Raw genomic sequence first — 13,346 nt, 5'->3', positions numbered from 1 at the left:
TATAATTGCGTTAAACAACATTACTTCGAGCCGCGCTCCGCATTAACCTTCATGCGCAGGCGGGCAAAGAAATCAAGCAGCGGGCGCTTGGTCTTGCCGATCAGGCCGATGACCTCGGCGCCAATTTGCAGGAAGAAGACCATGATGCAAATGACGACAAAGGTGACCCAGTTCGCATTGTACATAGCAGCCGACGACTGGATGACAGCAAGCACGCCGAAGAATGCAGCAATGCCGTAAATGATTAGCACCGTCTGACGATGAGAGAATCCAAGTTCACGCAAGCAATGGTGCAAATGGCCTTTGTCCGGCGAGAATATCGGCTTCTTCTGCATCCAGCGGCGAACGATGGCAAACAGCGTATCAGATAAAGGTACGCCAATCAGAATGAGCGGCGTCAAGAAGGACACGATCGCAATCTGCTTAAAGCCGAGAAGCGAGAGCAGCGCCAGACTAAATCCTAGAAAGAGCGCTCCCGAATCCCCCATAAATATTTTAGCCGGATGAAAATTGAAATACAAAAATCCAATAATGCTGCCAAGCAGCAATAAGCATAGTAAAGCTACAACAACATTCCCCATGAGGAAGGCCATAACCGCAATCGTACCGATCGCAATCGCCGAAACGCCTGCAGCCAGCCCATCCAAGCCATCGATCAAATTAATGGCGTTCGTGACGCCAACGATCCACAGAATGGTGAACGGAATAGCGATCCAGCTTTCTACCGATGAATACGTATGAAAAGGAATATTGGCGAATTCCAGCTTGATATCGAAACCGAATACGACGACACACGCCGTAGCGATCTGCACAAGAAACTTTAATTTGGCCGACAGATCGAAACGATCATCCAGCGCTCCGAGCAACAGAATCATTGTGCCGCCGACAAGAAACGCTTTAACAAAATTCACTTCGCGCACGGAGAAGGATTCAGGGATAAATGGGAGAACGATAAAAAAAGCAACGATAAATGCTAAATATATTCCCAGTCCACCCAATCTCGGCATTAGTTTCGTATGCACTTTCCTCGCATTCGGCACGTCAACCGCGCCGACCTTAAAAGCAAACTTCTTCACGAGCGGCGTCAAACCCAGCGCCAGGCCGAGCGACACGATAAACCCGATGATGTATATAAGCCACATGTAAAATTCAACCCCCAATTGTTATGCCCGGAATGAATTATACTCTGTTTAAAAGTAAATCACCAAGTCCGTAATCGAGCAATATTGCGCCGTTATCCTGCAAAAGCAACTTATTTAACGCGATTTTGTCAGGTTTCCTCTCTCCCACAGCACGCGAACTACGAATTTCGGCAGCGCAAGCATTCTACGGAACCGGGTTGGTTCCTTCAACAAACGATATAACCATTCAAGCCGAAGCTTCTGGAACACCTTTGGGGCCCGTTTGGTTCGGCCGGATATAACATCGAAGCTGCCGCCCACCCCCATCATGACGGGCACGGCAAGCCGATGCTTGTATTTGGCGATCCATGGCTCCTGAGTATCCGCACCGCGGGCAACAAACAGCAGATCCGGGCTTGTTCTACGTATTTCCTCTATAACCTCATCATCCTGCTCCAAGCCAAAATAACCGTCGCGATATCCTACGATTTCCGTCCTCGGGTATTGTGCCTTGAGCCGCTTCGCCGTCTCCTGCACAACCTCGGGGCTTGCTCCAAGCAAATAGACCTTCCAGCAGTGACGCTCCCCTTGCTTCATTAATTCATGCAGGAGATCATAGCCAGCTACTCGTTCCGCGACCGGGTCGCCACCGACCCGGGAAGCCCAAACGACGCCTGAACCATCAGGTACGATCAGCTCCGCCTGCTGCATCATCTGCTTATAAGCAGGATCCTCCAAAGCAGCCATAACCATAATCGGGTTTGCAGTAATGACTTGATGCGGTTTACGAGCGGAAATCACATCGGTCAAATATTGAACCGTCCCCTGCATTCCCCCTTTAGAAAAGGGAATTCCAAAAATCGTTACGATGTTGTTGTCGCCATCCACGCCAAGCTCTCCTTACTTTCGTAAATATTCCGCGATTCGTCTCGCCGGAAGCTGCGCCTCGCGCCGCAGCTCTTCCAGCTGTGCTGCATGCGATGCGCGCCACCCCTCCTGATCCAACAGAAGGCGTTCGCTCTCAGCAGCGACGATGCGATGATCCAGATCAAAGCTTGTTCCCGCAGGCACACTGCCGAGACGGCCCAGGAAGTGGTCGATCTTAGGATCATACGAGATACCGAGCAGCGGCACATTTTGTGAAGCTGCATAGATCAAACTATGAAGCCGCATGCCGATCAGTAAATCACATTTTTTGACTTCCTCCAGCATCTCCAGCGGAGTCTCGCTTTGAGGCGCGATACTCACTTCGCCGCCATGCTCCTCGGCAGGATTCAACATATTCATCACGAATCGTGAGGCCTCCACATCGATAGGATGATGGAACGGCAGAAAGCGAATGTGCAGCGGCATTCTATTCATGATCGCATTCAGCCCCTCAGCCAGCTTCATCAGCTCTGCGCGCTGCGGATTCCAGTAGCGGACGGAAACGCCGACAACCGGAAGCTCACGCTGGCTAGCAGAATTTGCTCCTGCTGCGCTCTTCGCTTCGCCGCTCGCCCCAGAAGCTTCAGTGCTTGCCGGGGAAGCCGCGCTATCCGATAAGCTCGCTTCTGCTTCTGAATTCGTATCGCCTGGCAAGGACAGTCCCATTACCGGATCGGGAACAACCTCGATCATATTTTTTGGAACACCGATATCCTTTAGCAAAGCTGCCGATTCGACATCACGGACAGAGACATACTGACAGCGGCGAAACACGGAAGCAATGAGTGGACGGAAAATTCCGCGATTCACAGGCCCGACCCCTTGCGCATAAATGAAGGTCGGCTTACGCATCCATTGCGCCAGCTTAATGACACCCAAATAATAAGGTATGGACTTTATGCCCGTCGCATCCTGAAGCAGGCTGCCCCCACCGCTAATAAGACCGCTGCTACTCTTGATAGCGTTCCTTATTTCACCAAATTTCATCCGGTGCACAGCCTTGACGCCATAGGTTCGGGTCGTCCATTCCGGATCAATCGATAAGACGACAGGGTCGAGTCTGATTCCAGCCGCTTTACTCTCTTCTTCAAGAGCAGCCAGAATCGATTGCAGCACCGCCTCGTCCCCTATGTTGCGAAATCCGTAGTAACCCGAAATAACTATGGTTTGAGAAGACGAGGTGACCATTTCTCCCAGCACCTTTCAAGGATATACCATACTAAAGCGGCCAGTAATCCAAAGATCAAGCCAAGGCCTAATCCAAGCACGCCGCGAATAAGCGACAGCACGGCCGGCGTATGAATATGAGCAAAGGTATCTACCATCGACAGCTGCCCAATTACCGCCACAACCATAGCATATAACGCCCAGCGATAACGGAAAGCTGCAAAAATACCGACAATGAACAATGGATGAGCTAATAAAAACTCCTTATTACGAGGCCTTACACCAAATGTATTCTCCAGCATCGATCGGAATGCTGCTTCTCCCGGAAGCGGCGTGCCCGCATTCCCGGTACGTGACAAATAATAGAATGCGGCGGCGCCGAGCACAACCGCTGCCACTACCATCACCAGGGTAATCGGCATGCGCATCCATGCCCGTAATTCCTGCACCAAGTTAGTACCCTTATACAACATAATATAAACAGCAACCAAGAATATTGGAGCCAAATGCAACAGACTAACCCCTCGGAACTGGCTAAGAACCAAACTGTACGTAATATTGTTGAGGAGGGCAATTACAAATGGTACAGCCAACAATGACAACACCGCTGTTTTTAAATACAGTACAAGCGTGTGAGTCAGCCTGCGGCCTGCCGACATATCCGGTATCGCCCTATTGAGCTCTCTCACCTTCCGAATGGCTAAAATCATCGCAATCGTCGGCGCGCTGATGGATACGCCCAAAGCCAGAGCCTGCTCCAGCAAAGTAGGCTTCAATACATATAGTCCAGCGGAGCCCACCAATCCGATCAGGAACGAGCCAAGCGTCAGCGATGGAGCAAAGATGGACACCAAGAGCGCCACAAACGCCACTCCGCCTACCACGACAACGGCTTTCAAATATTTTTGCCATGAGGCATCAACGACCTGAAACGCTTCGGCTTGTCCTAATTCAAAGCCGTTATTCTTTACGCGCTCCACGGCATTACCCGGCTCCAGAAGCGTATGCACGATATTGTCGAGCGGATTCGTTACCGCCCCCTTCTGCAAATCCTTGCTTGGAGCGGCATTAATATAAATCATGCGAATGTTGCGATCCTTAGTCGCTAACGCGATCTTGTCTGCAACGACCATTTTATCCAGGTTAACGTCGGTATCTGACAGCGAGAACAGGCGAACCGCGTTATAGTCAGTCAAATAAGCGATTTTATGGAAGCCTTTTGGCTGAACCTTCATATTTTCAATGACGACGATCCCAAGCTCATGCTTGTTCAATAATTCCGCCATCGTCTCAACACTGTTCTTCTCCTCATCCTCGCGATAGCCCTTTACGCCTTCCCCGTCGAGCATAATCCGCACTACCCCGTTATCTTTATAAAAAGACAGCAGCTTGTCTACATCTTCTTCATTAAACGGTACATTATCACTAAGGCGAGGCACGATGCTAAAGCCTTTATCCCGCAGCATCGCGAACGCAATCGGGTCCGTCTCCAGAAGCGGCTTCAGCACCGCATCCTCCGGCCCCGCCGCAATCCTAAGACCGCCGTGCTCCCCATACTGCCATGAGGAAACCGCAATGTCCAAATTGCGCAGCCCTTGCTCAATGAGCGGTCTAAGCTGCCGTTCATTCTCCTCGTTCGTAAAAGCGACGTAAGTATAGTTGCCATTCTCGGCAATCACGGCATTATTCTGCTTGGCTACATCCGCAGCCGTAAACAGCATAATCCGGCGTGCTTTGGACAGCTCGTCCAAATTCGTTTCAAACATCGCCATCGAGCCGACGCCTGCCTTCTTCAGACGAGCGAGCTGCTCGTCCATAAAGGCCGTAGGATCAGCTTGATAGGATGCTACCTCCAGCAGTCCGCGATAATTAAAAACAAATTCTACCTTCTTCGCCGACGCTTCCGTCTGAACGCGCTGATAAATAACAGGCAAAGAAGCGACGATGCCGACTACAACTAATATCCACAACCATTTGCGGGAAGCATTATTCCACCGCGGCCAACCTTGGATCACAAAGGTACCTCCTCAATATGAATCCCGCCTCCTCCCGGTTCAACATCCAACTGGCTGAAGTACCCGGGAGAAGACAAAATGAAATCCACTCTCGCCTACAATGGCGAGTTTTCATGCAAACTATTCAATCGAATTCAATTCTGCTTTATAAAGCTGAGCTCATTCGCCAACGTGCTTCAGCACTTCTTCCTGCAAATGCTCCAACAGCGCTGCGGCATCGGCTCCTGAAGATCCTCTTACCGCGAAATAAAACTTGATCTTTGGCTCTGTGCCAGAAGGGCGAAGGCAGAACCATGAGCCATCCTCAAGTGAAAATTTCAATACATTCTCTTTCGGCAACCCATAGAGCCCCAGAGAAAAATCTTCTACTTTCGTTACGGGAACAGCACCAATGCTCTTTGGCGGATCGTTCCGGAACTGATCCATCAGCGCAACGATTTGCGCCAGCCCGTCTTTGCCTTTCAATGTCCGCGACACTAGTGATTCGCGATAATAGCCGAACTTGGCGTACAATTCTTCAAGCACATCGACCAGTGATTTGCCTTGCTGCTTATAGTAAGCGGCTGCTTCGCAAATGAGCGTAGAAGCAACGATCGCATCTTTATCCCGGGCATAATTGCCAGCCAAATAACCGTAGCTTTCCTCATAACCAAACAAATATGTGTAATCCCCGGACTGTTCGAATTGATCCATTTTTTCGCCGATGTATTTAAACCCGGTCAACGTATTGAAGACTTCCGCTCCATAATGACGGGCGATTACAGCGCCGAATTCACTCGTGACGATCGTCTTTACGACAGCGCCATTGCTTGGCAGCTTGCCGGCTTCTTTCATCTGGCTCAGTATATAATGAGCAAGAATTGCGCCGGACTGGTTGCCTGTCAGAACTTCATACTCTCCCGCTGCATTTTTGACTACAGCACCCATCCGATCCGCATCTGGATCTGTACCGATTAGGATATCAGCCCCCACTTGCTCTCCCAGCTCAATCGCCAGCTTAAAGGCATCCCGTTCTTCCGGGTTTGGCGATTTTACAGTCGAGAACTCCGCATCCGGCTGCTCCTGCTCCTTGACGATATGAACCTGCGTGAAGCCCAGCTTATCCAGCACGCGGCGCACGGGTACATTGCCCGTACCATGGAGAGGAGTAAATACAACGACAATATCTTTGCCTGCTTCGGAAGAAAGCAGTTCGGGATTCAAGCTAACGCCAGCCACCGTATCAAAAAATGCCTCATCTTCCGCTTCCCCTAGCCAGACAAGCAAGCCTTGAGCCTCGGCCTCCTCTTTCGTCAAACGCTGTACCTGTTCAAAGGAGGTAAGCTCCTTGATATTCGCAATAACTTGCTCCGCCTCATGCGGCACCAACTGACCACCGTTGGCATTATACACTTTATAACCGTTATATTCCGGCGGATTATGGCTTGCCGTAATGACGATTCCACCGGTTGCCCCGAGGTGACGAACCGCAAAGGATAGCTGCGGCGTCGGGCGAAGGGACGGGAACAGCTTTGCTTCAATTCCATTCCCCGCTAGCACTAATGCGGCTTCCAGCGTAAATTCCGGAGAAAAGTGGCGGCTGTCATGTGCGATCACGACCGACGGCCGACCTTCTTGATTACCATGTACTTTAAGCAGATATTGGGCTAAGCCCTGTGTTGCCCGCCCCACGGTATAGCGGTTCATCCTGTTGCTTCCTGCTCCGATAACGCCCCGCAATCCGCCAGTACCAAACTCCAAGTCCCGGTAAAACCGATCCTCCAGCTCTGCAGGATCATCAGCTAATGCTTTCAATTCTTCTTTTGTCGCCTCATCGATCGAAGGATCCTGAAGCCAACTTTTCACTTTCTCTTCAACGTTATGACTCAATTCAGCCATGGTTAACGCTCCTCCTTAAACTTATCTCTATACATATACAAACCACTTTTGTCGTGGAATTAAAACAAAGCCCATTAGGATAGTGCAAACATAATCTCGCCTTCTGCCACGACTTTGCCTTCCACCGAAGCTACAGCCCGGCCTTTGCCAATGGAGCCTTTTAATCGGGTAATCTCCACCTCAAGACGCAAAGTGTCGCCAGGAACAACCTGTCCGCGGAAACGGAAGCCATCAAGACCAGCGAGAAAACCGATTTTCCCCCGGTTGCTCTCTACATTCAGTATCGCTGCCGCCCCTACCTGAGCAAGGGCCTCCGTAATAAGCACACCCGGCATCACCGGGTATTCCGGAAAATGCCCCGCAAAGAACGGCTCATTCACCGTAACATTTTTAATACCGACGGCCCTTTTTCCATCCTCCATTTCGATAATGCGATCCACCAATAGAAATGGAGGACGATGCGGAATGATTTCTTGAATTTGCTTTGAGTCTAACATATGTACTGCTCCCTTCACTATTCTATTTTTCACTCGCCCTGCCGTATAAAAAAGACGGGGAACGGCCAAACTGTAATTATCCTTCGCCTCTGCAGAAGCGAGGGTTAAGATAAGGGGCTGATCCATAAGAGGCATTCGTGCCGATTATGGAGCAAGCCCTTTTGATTTTTCCCTAGTATACAGTACCCCCATCATTATACATTTTCCGCTTTAAAAAAGAAAACTCCCGATTTCCGGGAGTCGTTCGTCAATTTTTGCAATTATATCATGATTTAGCACCTGTTACGGAGCAAAAACTAAGTCAAACACATGTCTCCATGTACTCCATTCGAGGACACCGCTGATATCCTGTTTGCCGAGTACGACATAACCTACAACTGCTCCTCCAAACAGTGCCAGGCCAAGGAACAGCAGGATGAGAAAGATCCGCAGGAGTACAATCCAGCCGGAGCGTTTCTTAACCGGTTTCTTGTCTTGCCTCATGAAATTCTCCACCTATCCACGCAAGTTATTGGCTAAGTTCATCATCGTATCACTGGAAGTTAGCGCGCGTGCAGCAAGCTGATAGGCTCGTTGCACTTTCATCATTTCAGCCATTTCATTTGCCAGGTCGACATTGGAGTTCTCAAGGACGCCCTGCCGAATCGTAGCCTGCTCTCCCTCAGCCAAATCTGAGGTGGCAATAATTACACCCTCCATCTCGCCTGGAGGCAGTACAAACAAATTGCTATCCTTCTGAATCAACGCATCGGGACGCAGTAGAGTAACCAGCCCGATACGTCCAACTTCTGTTTCCGTCGTTCCATCTACAGCTATAATATTCCCTGCTCCGTCAATATGCAGATTGGAGCCGGAAGGAACCTCAATGAGTTCTCCATCCGTATCCAATACAGGATTCCCCAAGCTTGTCACGAGATAGCTCGTTGCCGGATCCTCAGGGCTGGGCTGGAGATTGAAGTTTCCCGCTCTCGTGAAACCGACTTCGCCATCTTGAGTTACAACCTGGAACATCGCATTGCCTTGAATCGCAAGATCCGTCATATTGCCGGTCTCTTTCATTGTTCCCTGCGTATAGTTCAGCGAAAGCTCCGACATGCGAGAGCCGAATCCCATATTTACACCAAGCGGAGTAGCGCGACCGGCCAGTTGAAAATCGGAGGACTGCTGCATGACGCTGTTCAGCGTATCTTGAAAGGCCGCTTCCTTGCGCTTATATCCTACAGTATTAACATTGGCCATATTATCGGCAATTAAATCCAGACGCTGCTGAATTCCATTCATGGATACCATGGCACTAATCATTGAGTTATTCATGTGGCCCTCCTATACTATACACGGCCGATTTCATTAACCGCTTTTTCCAAGCTTTTATCATAATACTGGATCATTTTCTGATTGGATTCATAAGCCCGTTGCGCAGCCATCAAATCGACCATCGATTGGGCGATGCTCACGTTAGAGCCTTCGACGTAACCCTGCTGTACCTGAACCTGCTCGTCCTCCTCCAGCGCACGAACTCCCGCTGCTTCTTCATCCTGAACGAGGTACACGCCGTTTCCTTCGCGAAAGAGCGCTTGCGGCCGGGTAACAACGGCAATTCCCATTTGAATATCAATCGCCTCGCCATTGATTTGCAGGTTTCCTTGCGCATCAATCTTTAGCGATTCAATCGGTTGATCCGGCCCCAGGATAATCGCATTCCCTTCCGAATCAAGCACTTGAAAGCCTTGCATGGTTCTTAGTGCGCCTTCAGGGCTCACGTAAAAACTTCCGTCCCGAGTATATCGAACATTCCCACTGCTGTCCATGACGGAAAAAAATGCCGCCGGGCGGTAGATGATCTCTCCGTCCTCAGTCACATATTTCCCTGATGCATCGAACGCAATAGGCTCTCCCGTAGCTGGATCATCTAATTCCAGATTGGAAATGAGAGCGAAATCCGAGTTTTTACCCGTTTCCATTAGGTCCCCCTGCATATAAGAAGGCAAACTCTCCTCCACAAAGACCCCGGTATTCAGCTTTCCAATCTGCCGCGTACCTGTTGTATTATCACCCACGAGCGATACAAGCATTTCTGGAAAAGCTCGCGCTACACTGTTCATCTGCTTGTAGCCCGGTGTATTGATGTTAGCTATGTTCTGCGTCACCGTATCATGGCGTCTTTGCTCCGTGATCATACCGGATGCTGCGGTGTAGAGACCTCTTAACATGGGACAACCTCCAAACTGTTTAACTTATCTATAATTAGTGTTTAATAAAGATCAAAATGGCGTTCTTCATTTATATATCGGTTGCTTAGAACTTTTTCTTAATGACTTTGTCCAAATTATCCAGCATCATTCCTGTACCTTTAACGACACAGTGCATCGGATCCTCCGCAATCAGCACGGGAACCCGCAGTTCTTCCGATAACAGCTCGTCCAGTCCATTTAGGAGAGCCCCTCCCCCGGTCAAAATAACGCCCCGATCGATAATGTCCGCAGACAGCTCTGGCGGCGTCCGCTCCAGCACCGATTTCGCCGCAGTCACGATCGAATAGACAGGATCCGACAACGCCTCCTGAACCTCCTTCGAGGTAATCGTAACCGTTAACGGCAAGCCGGATACCATATCTCTTCCGCGAATGTCCAGTTCGGCCACTACGCCTGCCGGATGCACCGTGCCGATGGCAATCTTAATATCCTCGGCTGTGCGTTCCCCGATCAAAAGCTTGTACTTCGTTTTAATATATTTAATAATAGCGACATCAAAGGTGTCCCCAGCAATTTTAATCGACGAAGCCGTGACGATGTCTCCCATGGAGAGCACCGCCACATCCGTCGTTCCACCACCGATGTCAACGACCATGTTGCCGCTCGGCTCGTATATGTCCATTCCTGCGCCGATCGCCGCTGCCTTCGGCTCTTCTTCCAAAAATACATCTTTAGCGCCGCTATGCTCTGCCGCTTCACGGATCGATTTCTGCTCGACCGACGTAATATTCGTTGGCGCACATATGAGAACACGGGGATGACTGTACCAACTTTTCGCTCCGACTCGATTGATGAAATGCTTCAGCATCGTTTCCGTAATATCAAAATCAGCAATGACACCGTCTCTAAGCGGCCGGATCGCAACGATATTTCCGGGCGTCCGCCCGACCATGCGTCTTGCATCCTCGCCGACGGCAAGAACGCGCTTCGTGTCGCTTTCTATCGCTACAACAGACGGTTCATCGAGGACGACCCCTTTTCCTTTCACATGAATCAATACATTCGCCGTGCCTAAATCAATACCAATATCCTTGCTCATCATCCCGATGCTCCCCCAAAGCGTATTTTATAAATCATGGAAAACGCTGCCTTAAGTATATGGTAAAAGTTTCCCTCGTTATTCCACTATTATTCGACAAAAAATCTGATTAATCCTTTATATTTCGCGATTTATAGATAAAAATCCACTTTTCCATGCCATATTTAAAAATACCATACTTTGGGGGATGTGTTCAATGACAATCCTATGGTTTAAATAGATGCGCAGTGCCTATAATTCAAGTTATTTTACCGAGCCGATCGCCTCTCGTTTGTTCTGCCCTTTCTTCTTATACTTAATCTTGGTTGCCTCTCCTCCCCGGAGATGCCGGATGGACTTATGATATTCGAGAATGTGCTTCACCTGATCTGCCAAATCCGGATTAATTTCCGGAAGACGCTCGGTTAAATCCTTATGCACCGTGCTCTTGGATACGCCAAATTCCTTGGCAATTGTCCGAACCGTGTGCCGAGTTTCCACGATGCAGCGTCCTATTTTAATCGTCCGTTCTTTGATGTAATCGTGCACGCTCCCGCCTCCCTACTCGAGATAGTTTGGTACATTATATGAGGGGCGTGCCCATATATTCACGGTTTCGGAGGCCTGACAAGCCCGGACAAGATCATTTATTTTACATACCCGCGCCAAACGGCAAGAAAAGGCGGAGAGCTATAAAGCTCTCCGCCTTTTCAGATCGGAAAAACCGAATTTAGTTTTCTGGAAGCACAGTAACCGGGTTGACTAACTCGCCATTCTCATATACTGCAAAATGGACGTGGTTGCCGAGATCCTTCTCCATCTCGTTCCGCCCGGCATTGGCAATGGTATCACCCTGCTTCACTTCAGCATCCTGCTTCACCTTAACGTCGGTTAAGCTCTCGTATACCGTCTTCAGGTTGTTTGCATGGGTAATTTCCACAACATAACCGAGCAGCGGATGCTCTTCAACTCGGGTCACTTTACCAGCAAGCGCTGCCTTGACTTCGAAAGGCTTGTCATCCTCACGAGCCAAATCGATGCCGGTATTCGGTGTAAAGGTATCCTTGTATTCGACCATCGCTGCCTGATGATCCTCTGCCGAGCCCTCCTTTTCATAGAACGGCTTGACGATAGACACTTCGGAAACATTAGCTACAGGCCAGATCAAATCCTCTGTGCTGGCTGTCTTTGCGGCATCCGTATTGTCAGAAGCGTTGTCTCGCACCATTTCGTCATCCGGAAGCTGAACGGTATCCGTTACGCTGGCGGGGGTCGATTCCATAGGCTTGCGGCCTGCATCCTGGTAGACCCACACTAAGGTTAGTATAATTGCCGCTGCCGCCACATACGCTGCCGGATATACCCATCTTTTGGACAATACTTTTTTCCATGCGGATACCGGTGCTTCCGGCTCGCCCATTATGTTTTTGGGAGATTCCTCATGGGGTTGTTTTTTTGGTTTTTGTTCATTCATGGCTATCACCTCAATAACCAGTGTTACCGAGGGTGACTCTTTTATACTTGGATTATAGTAATATTTTTAAAATTCAGCTCTTTAAAAGCGATGATGCTTGGGCAAATGATATGCCGGTGTAGTAGTGTTTGAGAATTTGCGTCGTCGTGTAGCCCTGCTTGGCCATCCCATGGGCGCCCCATTGGCTCATTCCTACGCCGTGCCCATTGCCATAAGTTGTGATCTGCACATTGTCGCCGTCCAGAGACATCATAAACTGAGCGGAGCGCAGACCCAGCTTCTCCCGCAGTTCGCGTCCGGTAAAGGTTTGATCGCCAATGAGCATTTTTTTAATGCTATGACCTGCCGTATACGACTTGATTTGGAAGAGTGACGATGCCGATGACTGCCTATCTTTGACAGACGCCGTTACGGGTAGAGCAGAAGCCTTCAATCCGAGCTTGGCGTACAGCTCACTCACCGATATCGTAACTGTCTGTTTGAAGGAAGGATTGACCGTCTTCTCCCAAGGACTAGGCACGCTGCGCAGGTAGGGCAGTTTTAACGACCAATATTCCTCTGAGTTCTCGGTATAGCCGCCGCTGGCGGAGAAAAAGGTCGCGGTAATCGGCTTGCCCTGGTAGGTCATAATGATCCCCTTCGTCTCCTCCACCGCACGGCGGAGCTTCGCCAACTGCTCGCTCTTGCCGAGCTCCGGCCACTTATTCAGCTCTTTGCTGGATAAGTAGGCCTGATGGTCTACCGAGTCAACCACGTCCGCCCCCTTGACCGGAACACCGCTACGGTCACCGTCTGCCAGTCGGCGGACGATGAACGTCCGGGCGGCGATCGCCTGAGCCTTGAGCGCCTCAAGCTCGAAGTCAGCCGGCATTTCCGCCGCCAGCACGCCGGTGACGTACTGTTCGAGCGGCAGCGTTTCGATGCCCCCGGTATGCGTCAGGTAGACGCTGACCGAGGGCAATTCGCTGCCGGGCAGTGCTGCCGGCAGCGGGGCCGC

The 13,346-nt window shown here is 50.1% G+C and carries 13 protein-coding genes; all 13 read right to left on the bottom strand.

Going from position 1 to position 13,346, the window contains the following annotated elements; all coding sequences use genetic code 11:
* Positions 1 to 20: 20 nt before the first annotated feature.
* Positions 21 to 1,142, bottom strand: coding sequence for a glycosyltransferase family 4 protein (locus tag CZ379_RS07105; RefSeq protein ID WP_110931020.1), 1,122 nt, complete (start codon positions 1,140 to 1,142; stop codon positions 21 to 23).
* A 114-nt stretch (positions 1,143 to 1,256) separates the two neighbouring features.
* Positions 1,257 to 1,952 carry a WecB/TagA/CpsF family glycosyltransferase gene (locus tag CZ379_RS07100; protein WP_110934271.1) on the bottom strand — a complete coding sequence of 232 codons (696 nt, stop codon included), beginning with the start codon at positions 1,950 to 1,952 and terminating at the stop codon, positions 1,257 to 1,259.
* Between the two features lie 69 nt (positions 1,953 to 2,021).
* Positions 2,022 to 3,236, bottom strand: coding sequence for a polysaccharide pyruvyl transferase CsaB (csaB, locus tag CZ379_RS07095; RefSeq protein WP_110931019.1), 1,215 nt, complete (start codon positions 3,234 to 3,236; stop codon positions 2,022 to 2,024).
* Positions 3,209 to 5,230: a DUF5693 family protein gene (locus tag CZ379_RS07090; protein ID WP_110931018.1), complete on the bottom strand. Its 2,022-nt coding sequence runs from the start codon at positions 5,228 to 5,230 to the stop codon at positions 3,209 to 3,211. Before CZ379_RS07090 ends, csaB begins: the two co-directional genes overlap by 28 nt.
* Before the next feature lie 159 nt (positions 5,231 to 5,389).
* Positions 5,390 to 7,108 (bottom strand): phospho-sugar mutase, encoded by a 1,719-nt coding sequence (locus CZ379_RS07085; protein WP_110931017.1) that lies wholly within the window; start codon positions 7,106 to 7,108, stop codon positions 5,390 to 5,392.
* A 74-nt stretch (positions 7,109 to 7,182) separates the two neighbouring features.
* Complete coding sequence (gene fabZ / locus CZ379_RS07080; protein ID WP_055106090.1) at positions 7,183 to 7,605, bottom strand: 3-hydroxyacyl-ACP dehydratase FabZ; 423 nt, start codon at positions 7,603 to 7,605, stop codon at positions 7,183 to 7,185.
* Positions 7,606 to 7,887: 282 nt separating this feature from the next.
* On the bottom strand, positions 7,888 to 8,088 hold the full coding sequence (locus CZ379_RS07075) for a DNA-directed RNA polymerase subunit beta (RefSeq protein WP_110931016.1): 201 nt from the start codon (positions 8,086 to 8,088) through the stop codon (positions 7,888 to 7,890).
* A gap of 12 nt (positions 8,089 to 8,100) precedes the next feature.
* Positions 8,101 to 8,919, bottom strand: coding sequence for a flagellar hook-basal body protein (locus CZ379_RS07070; protein WP_110931015.1), 819 nt, complete (start codon positions 8,917 to 8,919; stop codon positions 8,101 to 8,103).
* A gap of 14 nt (positions 8,920 to 8,933) precedes the next feature.
* Positions 8,934 to 9,815, bottom strand: coding sequence for a flagellar hook-basal body protein (locus tag CZ379_RS07065; protein ID WP_110931014.1), 882 nt, complete (start codon positions 9,813 to 9,815; stop codon positions 8,934 to 8,936).
* A gap of 85 nt (positions 9,816 to 9,900) precedes the next feature.
* A complete protein-coding gene (mreB, locus tag CZ379_RS07060) occupies positions 9,901 to 10,899 on the bottom strand; it encodes a rod shape-determining protein (protein WP_110931013.1) in 999 nt (332 codons plus the stop codon).
* 240 nt (positions 10,900 to 11,139) lie between these two features.
* Positions 11,140 to 11,424 carry a sporulation transcriptional regulator SpoIIID gene (gene spoIIID, locus CZ379_RS07055; RefSeq protein WP_110931012.1) on the bottom strand — a complete coding sequence of 95 codons (285 nt, stop codon included), beginning with the start codon at positions 11,422 to 11,424 and terminating at the stop codon, positions 11,140 to 11,142.
* A gap of 181 nt (positions 11,425 to 11,605) precedes the next feature.
* Positions 11,606 to 12,349, bottom strand: a complete 744-nt coding sequence (locus CZ379_RS07050) for a M23 family metallopeptidase (protein ID WP_110931011.1) — start codon at positions 12,347 to 12,349, stop codon at positions 11,606 to 11,608.
* Between the two features lie 73 nt (positions 12,350 to 12,422).
* Positions 12,423 to 13,310, bottom strand: a complete 888-nt coding sequence (gene spoIID, locus CZ379_RS07045) for a stage II sporulation protein D (RefSeq protein WP_234404849.1) — start codon at positions 13,308 to 13,310, stop codon at positions 12,423 to 12,425.
* Between the last annotated feature and the right edge of the window lie 36 nt (positions 13,311 to 13,346).

It is taken from the genome of Paenibacillus bouchesdurhonensis, from assembly GCF_900155685.1.
GTDB lineage: Bacteria > Bacillota > Bacilli > Paenibacillales > Paenibacillaceae > Fontibacillus > Fontibacillus bouchesdurhonensis.
Note: the sequence above shows the minus strand (reverse complement) of the source record. Positions and strands in the feature narration are given on the sequence as shown.